Here is a 16,305-nt window from a genome sequence, read left to right as displayed (position 1 = left end):
CCATGAGCAGAACCCCGGTATTAGAGATGCGCAGCATTGCCAAAACGTTTGGCAGTTTCCACGCGCTCAAGGGTGTAGATTTGACGGTCTTTCCGGGAGAGATCCACGCGCTGATGGGTGAAAACGGCGCGGGAAAAAGCACGCTGATGAAAATCCTCGCGGGAGCCTATACCGCCACCAGCGGCGAGATCCTGATCGACGGCCAGCCGTTTCACATTAAAGGGCCGAAAGATGCGTTGGCCGCAGGCATCACTCTGATTTATCAGGAGATGCAGCTCGCGCCCAACCTGACCGTTGCCGAAAATATCTTTCTTGGCAGCGAGCTGTCGCGCGGTGGGATGGTGCAGCGCAAAGAGATGGCCGCCCAGGCGCAGGCGGTGATTGACCGCCTCGGGGCACAGTTCAATGCCACCGACCTGGTGATGAAGCTGACCATCGCCGAGCAGCAGCAGGTGGAGATCGCCCGCGCGCTGCACCGTAACAGCCGCATTCTGGTGATGGATGAACCCACCGCCGCCCTCTCCTCGCGGGAAACGCATCGCCTGTTTGAACTGATTTTGCGCCTGCGTGATGAAGGGATGGCAATCATCTATATCAGCCACCGGATGGCGGAAGTGTATGAACTCTCTGACCGCGTCAGCGTTCTGCGCGACGGTCAGTACGTCGGCAGCCTGACGCGCGACAAGCTAAATGCCTCCGAGCTGGTGCGCATGATGGTGGGCCGCCCGCTAAGCGACCTGTTCAACAAGGAGCGTGATATTCCTCTCGGCAGCCCGCGCCTCAACGTCCACCACCTCACCGACGGTAAAAAAGTACAGCCGTGCAGCCTGCAGGTGCGTTCCGGCGAAATCGTCGGGCTGGCGGGCCTGGTCGGGGCCGGACGCTCCGAGCTGGCGCAGCTTATCTTCGGCGTGCGTAAGGCCACCGGCGGCATGATTGAGGTCGACGGTGAGCCGGTGGTGATCCACTCTCCGCGTGCGGCCATCGAAAACGGCATCGGTTTTCTCACCGAGAACCGCAAGGAGCAGGGGCTATTTCTGGAGCTGGCGGCGCAGGAGAACATCACCATGGCGACGCTGGAGCGCGACGCGACCTTCGGTATGTTAAACCGCAAAAAAGCCCAGTCGATTTCCGATGACGCCATCGCCCTGCTCAACATCCGCGTGCCCCATTCGCAGGTGCGCGCGGGCGGGCTGTCCGGCGGCAATCAGCAGAAGCTGCTCATCTCCCGCTGGGTGGCGATTGGCCCACGCATTCTGATTCTGGACGAACCCACGCGCGGCGTGGACGTCGGCGCGAAAAGCGAGATCTACCGCATCATGAACCAGATGGCGCGCAAAGGGGTGGCGATTTTAATGATCTCCAGCGAGCTGCCGGAAGTGGTGGGCATGAGCGACCGGGTGTACGTGATGCGGGAAGGCAGCATTGCGGGTGAACTCCACGGGCGGGACATCTCTCAGGAAAACATTATGACGCTGGCAACCGGCGTGAACGACACTCATCATCAGGCGGTGCAATCATGACAACTCCAACCCATCCGCAGCAGGTGGCGAAATCCGCCTCCGCCAAAAAAATGCTGATGAGCGATCTGATGCAAACGGTCGGCATCCTGCCGATTCTTATCCTGATAGTGGCGGTATTTGGCTTTATCGCCCCGAACTTCTTCACCGAGAGCAACCTGCTCAACATTACCCGTCAGGCGTCGATCAACATCGTGCTGGCGGCGGGAATGACCTTCATCATTTTAACCGGCGGGATTGACCTCTCCGTGGGCTCGATTCTGGGCACCACGGCGGTAGCGGCGATGGTGGTCTCGCTTATCCCTGAATTTGCCATGCTCTCCATTCCGGCTGCGCTAATGCTCGGCATGGTGCTGGGGCTGTTCAACGGCGCGCTGGTGGCCTTTGCCGGACTGCCGCCCTTCATCGTGACGCTCGGCACCTATACGGCGCTGCGCGGCGCGGCCTATCTGCTGGCGGACGGCACGACGGTCATTAACTCCAATATTAACTTCGAGTGGATCGGCAATAACTACCTCGGTCCGATTCCGTGGCTGGTAGTCATTGCCCTTGCGGTGATTGCGGTGTGCTGGTTCATCCTGCGTCGCACCACGCTCGGCGTACATATCTATGCGGTGGGCGGCAACATGCAGGCGGCGCGACTGACCGGCATCAAGGTCTGGCTGGTGCTGCTGTTTGTCTACGGCATGAGCGGCCTGCTCTCCGGGCTTGGCGGAGTGATGAGCGCCTCGCGCCTCTACAGCGCCAACGGCAACCTCGGCACGGGTTACGAGCTGGATGCGATTGCGGCGGTGATCCTCGGCGGCACCAGCTTCGTCGGCGGGATCGGCACGATCACCGGCACGCTGGTTGGCGCGCTGATCATCGCCACCCTCAACAACGGCATGACGCTGATGGGCGTCTCCTACTTCTGGCAGCTGGTGATCAAAGGGGCGGTGATCATCATAGCGGTGCTGATCGACAAATACCGTACCCGACACCATCAAAGTGCATAACAACAAAACCCTACAGCTTCGAGGAAAACCCTATGCGTTTGAAACCGTTAGTGACCGCGCTCTGTGCTGGCGCACTGCTTGCCGCAACGCCGTTTGCGCAGGCAAAAGATCTGAAGTCCATCGGCGTGACGGTGGGCGACCTGGCCAACCCGTTCTTCGTGCAGATCACCAAAGGTGCCGAGCTGGAAGCGCGCAAGCTGGCTGGCGATAACGTCAAGGTGACGCTGGTCTCCAGCGGTTACGATCTGGGCCAGCAGGTGGCGCAGATCGATAACTTCATCGCCGCGAAGGTGGACATGATCATCCTCAACGCTGCGGATTCCAAAGGGATCGGCCCGGCGGTGAAGCGCGCGAAGGACGCCGGGATCGTGGTCGTTGCGGTTGACGTGGCGGCGGAAGGCGCTGATGCCACCATCACCTCCGATAACACCCAGGCGGGCGAAATGGCCTGTAAGTACATTACCGATCGCCTGAAAGGCAAAGGCAACGTGGTGATCATCAACGGACCGCCGGTCTCTGCGGTGCAAAACCGCGTGGAAGGCTGTCAGACGGAATTCAAAAAACATCCGGATATCAAGGTGCTGTCGGATAACCAGAACGCCAAGGGCAGTCGTGAAGGCGGTCTGGAAGTCATGACCTCCCTGCTGGCGGCCAATCCGAAGATCGACGGCGTGTTTGCGATTAACGATCCGACCGCGATCGGCGCCGATCTGGCCGCGAAGCAGGCTCAGCGCAACGAGTTCTTTATCGTCGGCGTGGATGGCAGCCCGGACGGCGAGGAAGCGCTGAAGCGGGAAAACTCGCTGTTTGTCGCGACCCCGGCGCAGGATCCGCAGGTCATGGCGGCAAAAGCGGTGGAGATCGGCTATGACATTCTACAGGGCAAACCTGCGCCGAAAGCGCCCGTGCTGATCCCGGTGACGATGATCGATAAAAAGAACGTCGGCACGTATAAGGGCTGGACGGTTAAATGATCCTTTTCCCTCTCCCGCAGGGAGAGGGAACTGTTTTCAAGGAGTCCCCATGAAACGCTCCGACATCAATGAAATTCTCGGCCACACGCGACAGTTCTTTTCCATGCACGACGTGCATCTCCCGCCGTTTGCCAGCTTCCCGCCCACAAAATGGCAGCAGCTTGACCAGGCAGCATGGCAGGAAGTGTTCGACCTCAAGCTCGGCTGGGACGTGACGGCGTTCGGCGGCAACAGCTTTGCCGCTGAGGGCCTGACGCTGTTTACCCTGCGCAACGGCTCGCCCAACGGCGTGCCTTATGAAAAGTGCTATGCCGAAAAAATTATGCACGTGCGCGACGGCCAGGTGACGCCGATGCATTTTCACTGGCGCAAGCGGGAAGACATCATCAACCGGGGCGGCGGGAATCTGATTATTGAGTTATGGAATGCCGGGGCGCATGAAGAGACGGAGAACACCGACGTGACGGTCACCGTCGACGGCTGCCGTCAGACCCACGCGCCCGGCAGCCAGCTGCGCCTCATGCCAGGGGAAAGCATCTGTCTGACACCCACTCTGTACCACAGCTTCTGGGGCGAACGCGGCTTCGGCGACGTGCTGGTTGGGGAGGTGTCATCGGTAAACGACGACGAGCACGATAACCACTTTTTGCAGCCCGTTGCCCGCTATAACAACATCGAAGAAGACGAACCGGCGCTGCTGGTGCTGTGCAACGAGTACAACCTGTTTCGGATATAAGGAGTAAATGATGCCATTGATCTCTCTTGCCGACGGTCTGGAGCACGCCAGGGCGCATCGCTACGCGCTGGGCGCGTTTAACGTGCTCGACTCCCACTTCCTGCGCGCGCTGTTCGCCGCCGCGAAGCAGGAACGCTCGCCGTTTATCATCAACATCGCCGAAGTACACTTTAAGTACGTGTCTCTGGATTCGCTTGTCGAAGCGGTGAAGTTCGAGGCCGCCCGTCACGATATTCCCGTGGTGCTCAATCTCGACCACGGCCTGCATTTCGAGGCGGTGGTGCGCGCCCTGCGCTTAGGGTTCAGCTCGGTGATGTTCGACGGCTCTACGCTGAGCTATGAGGAGAACATTCGCCAGACGCGGGAGGTGGTGAAGATGTGCCACGCGGTCGGCGTGTCGGTGGAGGCGGAGCTGGGCGCGGTCGGTGGCGATGAAGGCGGCGCGCTGTACGGGCATGCGGATGAAGCGTTCTTTACCGACCCGCAGCTGGCGCGTGAATTTGTCGATTCAACCGGCATTGACGCGCTGGCGGTTGCCATCGGCAACGCGCACGGCAAATACAAGGGCGAGCCAAAGCTCGATTTCCCACGCCTGGACGCCATTCGCCAGCAGACGGGACTGCCGCTGGTTTTACACGGCGGCTCCGGGATTAGCGATGCCGACTTCCGCCGCGCCATCGAGCTCGGCATACATAAAATCAATTTCTATACCGGCATGTCGCAGGCCGCACTCGCCGCCGTTGAGCAGCGCATGGCGAACCGCCAGCCGCTCTACGATGAGTTTGCCGAGCTGCTGCTGGGGATAGAAGAGGCGATTACCGATACGGTCGCCGAACAGATGCGCATCTTCGGCAGCGCGGGGAAAGCCTGATGGAACGTAAAGGGATCATTGCCGCAGGCAACATGCTGGTGGATCACGTCCACCAGATCGTGCAGTGGCCGGAGCGCGGCTGGCTGGCGGAAATCACCCACAGCGAACGCTCAACCGGCGGCGCGCCGCTCAACGTGCTGCTGACGCTGGCGAAAATGCACGTTGGCCTGCCGCTGCAGGCGGTGGGGCTGATTGGCGAAGACGGCGACGGGGATTACATTCTGGCGATGCTCGACCAGTACCACGTCAACCGTCAGCGCGTTCAGCGCACCACCTTTGCACCGACCTCCATGTCGCAGGTAATGACCGATCCCAGCGGACAGCGCACCTTTTTCCACTCGCCGGGCGCCAACCGCCTGCTGGATCTTCCCGCCTTCGATCGCTTAGACGGATCGATGAAGATCTTCCATCTCGGCTACCTGCTGCTGCTCGACAGCCTGGATATGCCCGATGACGAGTTTGGTACCCGCAGCGCGCGGCTGCTGGCGCAGATGTGCGACCAGGGGTATGAAACGTCGCTCGATCTGGTGTCCCGAAAGGGCGACCCGCGCTATCAGCCGCTGGTGCTCCCTGCCCTACGCCACCTTGATTATCTGGTGATTAACGAGCTGGAAGCCGGGGAGTTTAGCGGACTGGAGATGCGCGACGCCGACGATGCGCTGAATATCGCCCATATCGCCGATGCCGCGACGCAGCTGCTGGCGGCAGGCGTGCGTCAGCGGGTGGTGATCCACTGTCCGGAAGGCGCATGGGGCGAAGCGCCGGGTGAGCAAGGTCGCTGGATCCCCTCATGGTTACTGGAGCAGAAAGAGATTGTCGGCAGCGTCGGTGCGGGCGATGCGTTTTGCGCGGGGTTTTTATACAGCTGCCACGAATCGCTCCCGCTCACGGAGAGCATTTATCTGGCACACGCCTGCGCGCGGGCCAGCCTGCTGGCCGCCAACGCGATTGACGGCGCGAAAACGCTGGCCGAGCTGCAGCTGTTTATCAAAGAGAATACTTAGGCTGCTTTCTCGCTATGGGAAACATCGGTAGCAAACACATAGCCCAGCCCGCGGATAGTTTTGATGAGCGCAGGCTGATGCGGGTTGGCCTCAATCTTCCGGCGCAGGCGCATGATCAACACGTCAATCGTGCGGTCGAACACGTCGGCGCTTTCGCTGTGGGTCAGCTCAAGCAGCCGGTCACGACTCAGCACCCGACGGGCATTTTGCGTAAGCGCCAGCAGCAGGCCGTACTCGCCCTGGGTTAAGGGGACAGGGTTACGCTGCGGATCGCTCAGCTCACAGCGGGTGGTATCGAGCGTCCATCCGTTAAAAGCAATGCCCGCTACGGGCGCTGCGGGAACTTCCGCAGCCAGCACGCCCGTACGCCGCAATACCGCTTTTACGCGGGCGACCACCACGCGCGGGTTGAACGGTTTGCCAATATAATCGTCGGCCCCCATCTCCAGCCCCACCACCACGTCTGACTCACTGCCCAGCCCGGTTAACATGATCACCGGTAGCGCCGGGCGCTGCTTTTGCAACTGCAGCAAAACCTGCAAGCCGTTGATATCCGGCAGCATCATATCCAGCAGCACCAGCGCAATATTCGGCTCCTGCTGTACCTGCCGCAGTGCATCCTGGCCGTTATGGCAGACAAGCACGCTAAAGACGTGCTCGCTCAGCACGTCCTGAAGCAGTTCGCAGACTGCCGTATCGTCATCAACCACCAGGATCGCCGGTTTCATCGTATGCTTCCGTCAGGGGATTATGTTAAGTCTGAACCATTCTGCCGTCGGCTCCAGTCAAATGGTTTTTTCAGTGACGGAAATTCAACCCATGTCACATCCGCTGCCCTGTCGACACGTCAATTTTGACGATTGGCTGCTTTTTGTCAGGGTTTTCACCGCGAAGGGACCGTAAAGTCAGGGCATACCCATACAAAAAACATGGCATAGAAGCTGCATAGTGGGTGCGAATGATTCGATTAACTGGAGCAGACTGATGAAAAAAGTCGTCACGGTTTGCCCTTATTGTGCCTCAGGTTGCAAGATCCACCTGGTGGTCGATAACGGCAAAATCGTCCGGGCGGAGGCCGCACAGGGGAAAACCAACCAGGGCACGCTGTGCCTGAAAGGTTACTACGGCTGGGATTTTATTAACGATACCCAAATCCTTACCCCGCGCCTGAAAACCCCTATGATCCGCCGCGAGCGCGGCGGCAAGCTGGAAGCCGTCTCCTGGAGCGAGGCGCTGGATTACGTCGCCACGCGCCTGAGCGCCATCAAGGCCAAGTATGGCCCGGATGCCATCCAGACTACCGGCTCTTCCCGCGGGACGGGAAATGAAACCAACTATGTGATGCAAAAATTCGCGCGCGCCGTTATTGGTACCAATAACGTCGACTGCTGCGCTCGCGTCTGACACGGCCCATCGGTTGCAGGTCTGCACCAGTCGGTCGGTAACGGCGCAATGAGTAATGCCATCAACGAGATAGATAATACCGATCTCGTCTTCATCTTTGGTTATAACCCGGCAGATTCTCACCCTATCGTCGCGAACCACGTTATTCGCGCTAAGCAGAATGGGGCGAAAATCATCGTCTGCGATCCACGCAAAATTGAAACCGCGCGCATTGCGGATATGCACATCGCGTTGAAAAACGGCTCGAACATCGCGCTGCTGAACGCAATGGGGCACGTCATTATTGAGGAGAACCTTTACGACCAGGCGTTTGTCGCGACCCGTACGGAAGGTTTTGAAGAGTATCGGAAAATTGTCGAAGGCTATACGCCAGAGTCGGTGGAAACAATCACCGGCGTCAGCGCGCAGGAGATCCGCCAGGCGGCACGGATGTATGCGGGGGCGAAAACCGCCGCCATCCTGTGGGGAATGGGCGTGACCCAGTTCTATCAGGGCGTGGAAACCGTGCGTTCTCTGACGAGTCTCGCGATGCTGACCGGCAATCTGGGTAAAGCGCACGTCGGCGTCAACCCGGTACGTGGTCAGAATAACGTTCAGGGCGCATGCGATATGGGCGCGCTGCCGGACACCTACCCGGGCTACCAGTACGTGAAGTTCCCGGAAAACCGAGAGAAATTCGCGAAGGCCTGGGGCGTGGAAAGCCTGCCAGAACACACCGGATATCGCATCAGCGAGCTGCCGCACCGCGCGGCGCACGGCGAAGTGCGTGCGGCCTACATCATGGGTGAAGATCCGCTCCAGACCGACGCCGAGCTCTCTGCGGTGCGCAAAGGGTTTGAGGATCTGGAGCTGGTGATTGTCCAGGATATCTTCATGACCAAAACCGCGGCGGCGGCGGATGTGATTTTACCGTCGACCTCGTGGGGCGAGCATGAAGGCGTCTACACGGCGGCGGACCGCGGCTTCCAGCGCTTCTTTAAGGCGGTCGAGCCGAAGTGGGACCTGAAAACGGACTGGCAGATCATCAGTGAAATCGCCACCCGCATGGGCTACCCGATGCACTACAACAACACCCAGGAGATCTGGGACGAGTTGCGCAGTCTGTGTCCTGACTTCTACGGCGCCACCTATGAAAAAATGGGTGAGCTTGGGTATATCCAGTGGCCGTGTCGCGATGAGTCCGAAGCCGATCAGGGGACGTCATACCTCTTTAAAGAGAAGTTCGACACCCCGAACGGGCTGGCGCAGTTCTTCACCTGCGACTGGGTCGCGCCGATCGATAAACTCACCGACGAGTATCCGATGGTGCTCTCCACCGTGCGTGAAGTGGGCCACTACTCCTGCCGTTCGATGACGGGCAACTGCGCCGCGCTGGCGGCGCTGGCGGACGAACCGGGCTACGCGCAAATCAACACCGCCGACGCAGAGCGCCTCGGCATTGAGGACGAAGCGCTGGTGTGGGTGAATTCGCGCAAAGGCCGGATCATTACCCGTGCGCAGGTCAGCGATCGTCCGAACAAAGGTGCGGTCTATATGACCTACCAGTGGTGGATTGGCGCCTGTAACGAGCTGGTCACGGAGAACTTAAGCCCGATAACCAAAACGCCGGAGTATAAATACTGCGCCGTACGCGTGGAGCCGATTGCGGACCAGCACGCTGCGGAACAGTATGTCATCGACGAATATAACAAGCTGAAAGCCCGGTTGCGCGAAAGCGCAATGGGGTGAAGCCGTTAATTCATCGATGAATAAAGGGAGTGAAATATTCACTCCCTTTTTATTTCCGATTAACTCATCAACAATATTAATTATTGTTCTGGAAAGCGGCTCGCAGAAATAATGTAATTTTCGCGAAAAATAATTACATCTTTGCATTTTAATTCAGAGGGATAAGATGTGCGGCGGGTGCTTAAGACTTTCTGTCTTGAGCATTGTTGAGGGACAGAAAGTAGAAAGCCCCGGGAAATTTTCATTTACCCGAGGCTACTCTCCCTCAACTCCAACAAGTTGAGAGTAGCCTCTTATTCTTTTTTTGACAAGGAGTAAAAGGCATGACGCCATTAAAAACTGCGTTAGGCATCGTCTTTATTATTTGCCTGACGATAGTGATCTTTACCTTTATTACTCGAGGTAAGTTATGCGAGTTTTCAATAAAGGGTGAACATCAGGAGGTGGCGGCAAAATTAGCCTGTAACGCAGGCTAACCTCTACGGGCGGAACCACGGTTCCGCCCGGCTTGCAGGATGCTGAGGTCTTAATGCACCCATTTTTTTCTTTCGCCACCGCGATTATACTGCGCGGCGTGTACCCAGATGATAAGAGTCCATGAAAGCCATTTTTCTGTTGTTAGTGTTTTTAACGTCCTTCGCCCGCGCGGATGAGATAGGCAGCCAGTATCTGAAACAGGCAGAAGCCGGCGATGCACGCGCCCAGTATTATCTTGCCGATACGTACTTCAGCTCAGGTGACGTCAAGCAGGCCGCGCTGTGGGCCGAGAAAGCCGCTAAAGGCGGCGATGTCGATGCCATGGGGCTGCTCTCGCAAATCCTCTTTACCCAGGGAAATTATGCGCAAGCTAAGGCACTGGCACAGCAGGCAACCATCGCGGGCAGCAAACGCGGCGCGATCATGCTGGCGCGCGTGCTGGTCAACACTCAGGCTGGTACAACCGACTATCCCCAGGCCATCAAACTGCTGCAAACGGCGACTGAAGATATCGACAACGACTCAGCGGTAGATGCGCAAATGCTGCTGGGGCTGATTTATGCCAACGGCGTTGAAGTGGCCCAGGACGACGTGCAGGCCGCCTCGTGGTTCAAGCGGAGCTCGGCACTTTCACGCACGGGCTACGCCGAGTACTGGGCAGGGATGTTGTTCAGGCAGGGTGAGAAAGGCTTTATCACGCCCAATAAACAGAAAGCGCTGTACTGGTTGAACCTGAGCTGTACGGAAGGGTTTGATACGGGGTGCGAAGAGTTTGATGCGTTGAGCGGGGAATAAAATCCCCTCACCCTAACCCTCTCCCCAAAGGGAGAGGGAAGAAAACGTTACATTACTGGTCAGCAGTCTTATCAAAACGACCCAGCAGCTCGCGTTCATACGCCAGCGCTTTTTTACGATCGAATTTGTGTTCCCACTTGGCGATAACTAGCACCGCCAGGGCATTCCCCACCACGTTCAGCGCGGTACGCGCCATGTCGAGGATACGGTCCACACCGGCGATAAACGCCAGACCTTCCAGCGGAATACCGACGCTGCCAAGCGTCGCCAGCAGCACCACGAAGGAGACGCCTGGAACGCCTGCAATACCTTTGGACGTCACCATCAGCGTCAGCACCAGCACGATCTCCTGCCACAGCGACAGGTCAATACCGTACAGCTGCGCAATAAAGATAGCGGCGATGCTCTGGTACAGCGTCGAACCGTCCAGGTTAAAGGAGTAGCCGGTCGGTACCACGAAGCTGGTAATAGAAGCTGGCGCGCCGTAGGCTTCCATCTTCTCAATGATGCGAGGCAGCACGCTCTCAGAACTTGCCGTGGAGTACGCCAGAATCAGCTCGTCTTTCAGGATGCGAATCAGGATCCAGATGCTCAGCCCGCACAGACGCGCCACGATCCCCAGCACCACCAGCGCGAAGAACAGAATGGCGAAGTGCACCAGGAGCACCAGCTTCGCCAGCGGCCACAGGGAGGCAAAACCGAAGTTCGCCACGGTGACGGCGATAAGCGCAAACACCCCTACCGGCGCGTAACGCATCACCATGTGCGTCACTTTAAACATGGTTTCAGAGATAGAGCGGAACACGGTCACCAGCGGCTCACGGTGCGTCGCCGGCAGGGAGGAGAGCCCCAGACCGAACAGCACCGAGAAGAAGATGATAGGCAGCATCTCGCCCTTCGCCATTGACGCCACAATGTTGGTCGGCACCAGCGACAGGATAGTGCCCATCAGGCCGTGCGCATGGCTTTGCACGTCAGCGGTCGTGCTTTGGTATTTCGAAATATCCACCGTTGCCAGCTGCGACATATCGATCCCGGAACCCGGCTGGAACACGTTCGCCAGCGTGATACCGAGGATAATCGCAACCGTAGTGATCACTTCGAAATAGATAATGGTTTTCGCGCCAATACGGCCTAACTGCTTCGCATCGCCGACGCCCGCAATACCGACCACCAGCGTCGAGATCACAATCGGTACTACAATCATCTTGATCAGATGAATAAAGATATCCCCTGCCGGTGAAAGCAGGTTCGCAATCAGCCATTCGCGGCTGTCGCTATGATAGTGGAGGTAACTGCCCAGCAAGATGCCCAGCACAAGGGCGATTAAGATCTGCCAGGCAAGGCTGACTTTAACGTTTTTCATAGAAACTGACTTCCTCAATGAAGCGCCTTATTCACTCAAACTGCATGAATATGGAGACATACTGAAAGGGTATGAATTGTGTTGCGTTGGTTTATGGGATTTTTTAACGCGGCGTATGAGTATCATTTGCGCGACCTGTTGCGCAAGCCTTAAAGAACGACGCGTTTCACTCACAAAAGCGACGATGACGGGAGTTTGTTCTAATTCTGATAAATAACCTTTTGTTATAAAAACGCTTTTTTAAACATAAATGTGAATAATCGTCAGCGTAAATTATTTTCCTTCAAAGATTCATTCGCTCAATTTTCATACTCTTCAAACAATGCGTGATCTGCAGCCCAAATAATAAACAAAGCTTGTAAAGCCCCTACAATTAACGTTTTTGCGACATATTATTAACATCTTACAAGGAGAAAAAAAGCCATGAGCCAAATACACAAACATGACATTCCCGCAAACATTGCGGACCGTTGCCTGATCACCCCGGAGCAGTACCACGAGAAATATCAGCAATCTATCACCGCCCCGGACACCTTCTGGGGTGAGCAGGGCCATATCCTTGACTGGATCAAACCTTATCAGAAGGTGAAGAACACCTCCTTTGCACCCGGCAATGTCTCCATTAAATGGTATGAAGATGGCACCCTGAACCTGGCGGCGAACTGCCTCGATCGTCATCTCGCCGAGCGCGGGAATGAGACGGCCATTATCTGGGAAGGCGATGACGCCTCGCAAAGCAAACATATTACGTACAAAGAGCTGCACCGCGACGTGTGCCGCTTCGCCAACGTCCTGCTGGAAAAGGGCATCAAAAAAGGCGACGTGGTCGCTATCTATATGCCGATGGTGCCGGAAGCGGCGGTGGCCATGCTGGCCTGCGCGCGTATCGGCGCAATTCACTCGGTGATTTTTGGCGGGTTCTCGCCAGAGGCGGTTGCGGGCCGTATTGTCGATTCCAGTTCAAAACTGGTGATCACCGCCGATGAAGGCGTGCGCGCCGGGCGCGGTATCCCACTCAAGAAAAACGTCGACGAAGCGCTGAAAAACCCGAACGTCAAAACGGTCAATAACGTTATCGTCCTTAAGCGTACCGGCGGCAAAATCGACTGGACCGAGGGGCGCGACCTGTGGTGGAGCGACCTGATTGAGAACGCGAGCGACCAGCATCAGCCTGAAGAGATGAACGCAGAAGATCCGCTGTTCATTCTTTACACCTCCGGCTCGACCGGTAAGCCGAAAGGCGTTCTGCACACCACCGGCGGCTATCTGGTCTATGCGGCCACCACCTTCAAATACGTCTTCGACTACCATCCGGGCGACATCTACTGGTGTACCGCCGACGTGGGCTGGGTTACCGGACATAGCTATCTGCTGTACGGCCCGCTGGCCTGTGGCGCAACTACGCTGATGTTTGAGGGCGTACCAAACTGGCCGACTCCGGCGCGGATGTGCCAGGTGGTCGACAAACACCAGGTCAACATTCTCTACACCGCGCCAACGGCGATCCGCGCCTTAATGGCGGAAGGCGATAAAGCCATCGAAGGCACCGACCGCTCTTCATTGCGCATCCTCGGTTCCGTGGGCGAGCCAATCAACCCGGAAGCCTGGGAGTGGTACTGGAAGAAAATCGGCAACGAGAAATGCCCGGTAATGGACACCTGGTGGCAGACCGAAACCGGCGGCTTCATGATCACCCCAATGCCGGGCGCCACGCAGCTGAAGGCCGGTTCCGCAACCCGTCCGTTCTTTGGCGTGCAGCCTGCGCTGGTGGATAACGAAGGCAACCCGCTGGAAGGCGCCACCGAAGGCAACCTGGTGATCACGGACTCCTGGCCGGGTCAGGCGCGTACCCTGTTTGGCGATCACGATCGCTTCGAGCAGACCTACTTCTCGACCTTTAAAAACATGTACTTCAGCGGCGACGGCGCGCGTCGTGACGAAGATGGCTATTACTGGATAACCGGGCGCGTGGACGACGTGCTAAACGTCTCCGGCCACCGTCTGGGCACCGCTGAGATTGAATCGGCGCTGGTGTCGCATCCGAAGATTGCCGAAGCGGCGGTTGTGGGCATTCCGCATAACATCAAAGGCCAGGCGATTTACGCCTATGTCACTCTGAACCACGGTGAAGAACCGTCGCCAGAGCTCTACGCTGAAGTGCGCAACTGGGTGCGTAAAGAGATTGGCCCGCTGGCGACGCCGGACGTGCTGCACTGGACCGACTCGCTGCCGAAAACCCGTTCCGGCAAAATTATGCGTCGTATCTTGCGCAAAATCGCGGCTGGAGACACCAGCAACCTCGGTGATACCTCAACGCTCGCGGACCCTGGCGTGGTGGAAAAACTGCTCGAGGAGAAGCAGGCCATCGCGATGCCATCGTAACCCCCTTACCCTAACCCTCTCCCTCAAGGGAGAGGGAACAATAAAACCTCCCCTACAAATACTTCTGGAGACTCTGTGATGAATAACGATATTTGTCAGCAGATAGAGAATAGTGCGCACTACAGGGAGCTCGTCGATAAGCGGCAACGGTTTGCCTTCATCCTTTCCATCATCATGCTGGTTATCTACGTCGGCTTTATTCTGCTGATCGCCTTTGCCCCGCACTGGCTGGGCACCCCGCTGCACGAGGGGACCAGCGTGACGCGCGGTATTCCGATTGGCATTGGCGTGATTGTGATTTCATTCCTGCTGACCGGCGTCTACGTCTGGCGCGCAAACGGTGAATTCGATCGACTTAATAAAGCGGTACTGCAAGAGGTAAAAGCATCATGAAGAGAGTTCTGACGGCGCTCGCCGCCACGCTTCCCTTTGCCGCCCACGCGGCGGATGCCATTACCGGCGAGGTCCAGCGCCAGCCAACCAACTGGCAGGCCATTGTGATGTTCCTGATTTTCGTCCTGCTGACGCTGTACATAACTTACTGGGCGTCGAAACGCGTGCGCTCCCGTAACGATTACTACACCGCAGGCGGCAACATTACCGGCTTCCAGAACGGGCTGGCGATTGCGGGTGACTTTATGTCCGCCGCCTCTTTCCTCGGGATCTCCGCGCTGGTCTACACCTCCGGCTATGACGGCCTGATCTACTCTCTCGGCTTCCTCGTCGGCTGGCCGATCATCCTGTTCCTGATTGCCGAGCGCCTGCGTAACCTGGGCCGCTATACCTTCGCTGACGTGGCCTCCTATCGCCTGAAGCAGGGGCCGATTCGCACCCTCTCCGCCTGCGGTTCGCTGGTGGTGGTGGCGCTGTACCTGATTGCGCAGATGGTCGGCGCGGGTAAATTGATCGAACTGCTGTTCGGCCTGAACTACCACATCGCGGTAGTGCTGGTGGGCGTGCTGATGGTGATGTACGTCCTGTTCGGCGGCATGCTCGCCACCACCTGGGTGCAGATCATCAAAGCCGTCCTGCTGCTGTTCGGCGCCAGCTTTATGGCCTTTATGGTGATGAAGCACGTCGGGTTCAGCTTCAATAACCTGTTTACCGAAGCCATGGCGGTCCACCCTAAAGGGGAAGCGATCATGAGCCCGGGCGGGCTGGTGAAAGACCCGATATCCGCGCTCTCGCTCGGTCTCGGCCTGATGTTCGGTACCGCAGGTTTACCGCACATTTTGATGCGCTTCTTTACCGTGAGCGACGCGCGTGAAGCGCGCAAGAGCGTCTTCTACGCTACCGGTTTCATGGGTTACTTCTACATCCTGACCTTTATCATCGGCTTTGGCGCGATCATGCTGGTGGGGGCGAACCCGGCGTTTAAAGACGCGGCGGGCGCGCTGATTGGCGGTAACAACATGGCGGCAGTGCACCTGGCTGACGCGGTGGGCGGTAACCTTTTCCTCGGCTTTATCTCCGCCGTGGCCTTCGCCACCATTCTTGCGGTGGTTGCGGGTTTAACGCTGGCCGGCGCGTCGGCGGTCTCGCATGACCTCTACGCCAACGTTATCCGCAAAGGCGCGAGCGAGCGCGACGAGCTGAAGGTCTCGAAAATCACCGTGCTGGTGCTGGGCGTCGTGGCGATTCTGTTAGGCATTCTGTTTGAGAAGCAGAACATCGCCTTTATGGTGGGGCTGGCCTTCTCGATTGCGGCAAGCTGTAACTTCCCGATCATCCTGCTCTCCATGTACTGGTCGAAACTGACCACCCGTGGCGCGATGATTGGCGGCTGGCTGGGGCTGCTGACGGCGGTGATCCTGATGATTCTGGGCCCGACCATCTGGGTGCAGATCCTCGGTCACGCAAGCGCTATTTTCCCGTATGAATACCCGGCGCTGTTCTCGATCGCCGTGGCGTTTATCGGCATCTGGTTCTTCTCGGCTACCGACAATTCGCCGGAGGGTAACCTGGAGCGTGAGAAATTCCGCGCCCAGTTTATCCGTTCACAAACCGGCCTGGGCGTTGAGCAGGGCCGCGCGCACTAAACCTTTCTCCCCGG

The 16,305-nt window shown here is 57.7% G+C and carries 14 protein-coding genes; 12 read left to right on the top strand and 2 right to left on the bottom strand.

What is annotated here, in order from left to right:
• Window positions 1-2: 2 nt before the first annotated feature.
• The 6 genes from F0320_RS01575 to F0320_RS01550 are packed head-to-tail and all read left to right on the top strand — an operon-like array spanning window position 3 to window position 6,100.
• Window positions 3-1,523 carry a sugar ABC transporter ATP-binding protein gene (locus F0320_RS01575; RefSeq protein WP_126331196.1) on the top strand — a complete coding sequence of 507 codons (1,521 nt, stop codon included), beginning with the start codon at window positions 3-5 and terminating at the stop codon, window positions 1,521-1,523.
• Window positions 1,520-2,515 carry an ABC transporter permease subunit gene (locus F0320_RS01570; protein ID WP_126331194.1) on the top strand — a complete coding sequence of 332 codons (996 nt, stop codon included), beginning with the start codon at window positions 1,520-1,522 and terminating at the stop codon, window positions 2,513-2,515. Before F0320_RS01575 ends, F0320_RS01570 begins: the two co-directional genes overlap by 4 nt.
• Before the next feature lie 32 nt (window positions 2,516-2,547).
• Complete coding sequence (locus F0320_RS01565; protein ID WP_021242935.1) at window positions 2,548-3,489, top strand: ABC transporter substrate-binding protein; 942 nt, start codon at window positions 2,548-2,550, stop codon at window positions 3,487-3,489.
• A 49-nt stretch (window positions 3,490-3,538) separates the two neighbouring features.
• On the top strand, window positions 3,539-4,225 hold the full coding sequence (locus F0320_RS01560) for a D-lyxose/D-mannose family sugar isomerase (protein ID WP_047653084.1): 687 nt from the start codon (window positions 3,539-3,541) through the stop codon (window positions 4,223-4,225).
• A 10-nt stretch (window positions 4,226-4,235) separates the two neighbouring features.
• Complete coding sequence (locus F0320_RS01555; RefSeq protein WP_047653085.1) at window positions 4,236-5,096, top strand: ketose 1,6-bisphosphate aldolase; 861 nt, start codon at window positions 4,236-4,238, stop codon at window positions 5,094-5,096.
• On the top strand, window positions 5,096-6,100 hold the full coding sequence (locus tag F0320_RS01550; RefSeq protein ID WP_126331192.1) for a carbohydrate kinase family protein: 1,005 nt from the start codon (window positions 5,096-5,098) through the stop codon (window positions 6,098-6,100). Before F0320_RS01555 ends, F0320_RS01550 begins: the two co-directional genes overlap by 1 nt.
• Here F0320_RS01550 and F0320_RS01545 read toward each other — a convergent pair.
• The gene (locus F0320_RS01545; RefSeq protein ID WP_029740750.1) at window positions 6,097-6,828 is read right to left on the bottom strand and encodes a response regulator; all 732 of its coding nucleotides are present in this window, start codon (window positions 6,826-6,828) and stop codon (window positions 6,097-6,099) included. The two genes, F0320_RS01550 and F0320_RS01545, sit on opposite strands and share 4 nt — an antisense overlap.
• 256 nt (window positions 6,829-7,084) lie before the next feature.
• Between F0320_RS01545 and fdhF the strand changes: the two genes are divergently transcribed.
• From fdhF to F0320_RS01530, 3 genes are all read left to right on the top strand, one after another.
• Window positions 7,085-9,232, top strand: coding sequence for a formate dehydrogenase subunit alpha (fdhF, locus tag F0320_RS01540; RefSeq protein ID WP_126331190.1), 2,148 nt, complete (start codon window positions 7,085-7,087; stop codon window positions 9,230-9,232).
• A gap of 323 nt (window positions 9,233-9,555) precedes the next feature.
• On the top strand, window positions 9,556-9,708 hold the full coding sequence (locus tag F0320_RS01535) for a Hok/Gef family protein (RefSeq protein ID WP_032644722.1): 153 nt from the start codon (window positions 9,556-9,558) through the stop codon (window positions 9,706-9,708).
• A 121-nt stretch (window positions 9,709-9,829) separates the two neighbouring features.
• Window positions 9,830-10,504, top strand: a complete 675-nt coding sequence (locus tag F0320_RS01530; RefSeq protein WP_126331188.1) for a tetratricopeptide repeat protein — start codon at window positions 9,830-9,832, stop codon at window positions 10,502-10,504.
• A 52-nt stretch (window positions 10,505-10,556) separates the two neighbouring features.
• Here F0320_RS01530 and gltP read toward each other — a convergent pair whose 3' ends face one another.
• Window positions 10,557-11,870, bottom strand: a complete 1,314-nt coding sequence (gene gltP / locus F0320_RS01525; RefSeq protein WP_126331186.1) for a glutamate/aspartate:proton symporter GltP — start codon at window positions 11,868-11,870, stop codon at window positions 10,557-10,559.
• 423 nt (window positions 11,871-12,293) lie between these two features.
• Between gltP and acs the strand changes: the two genes are divergently transcribed.
• The 3 genes from acs to actP all read left to right on the top strand — a co-directional run bounded on the left by acs (window position 12,294) and on the right by actP (window position 16,291).
• Entirely contained in the window at window positions 12,294-14,252 is a 1,959-nt protein-coding gene (gene acs / locus F0320_RS01520; protein ID WP_149323986.1) for an acetate--CoA ligase, read from the top strand.
• 78 nt (window positions 14,253-14,330) lie between these two features.
• Complete coding sequence (locus tag F0320_RS01515; RefSeq protein ID WP_023310065.1) at window positions 14,331-14,645, top strand: DUF485 domain-containing protein; 315 nt, start codon at window positions 14,331-14,333, stop codon at window positions 14,643-14,645.
• Entirely contained in the window at window positions 14,642-16,291 is a 1,650-nt protein-coding gene (gene actP, locus F0320_RS01510) for a cation/acetate symporter ActP (protein WP_023334186.1), read from the top strand. Before F0320_RS01515 ends, actP begins: the two co-directional genes overlap by 4 nt.
• The last annotated feature ends 14 nt before the right edge of the window (window positions 16,292-16,305 follow it).

The organism is Enterobacter dykesii, assembly GCF_008364625.2.
GTDB lineage: Bacteria > Pseudomonadota > Gammaproteobacteria > Enterobacterales > Enterobacteriaceae > Enterobacter > Enterobacter dykesii.
Note: the sequence above shows the minus strand (reverse complement) of the source record. Positions and strands in the feature narration are given on the sequence as shown.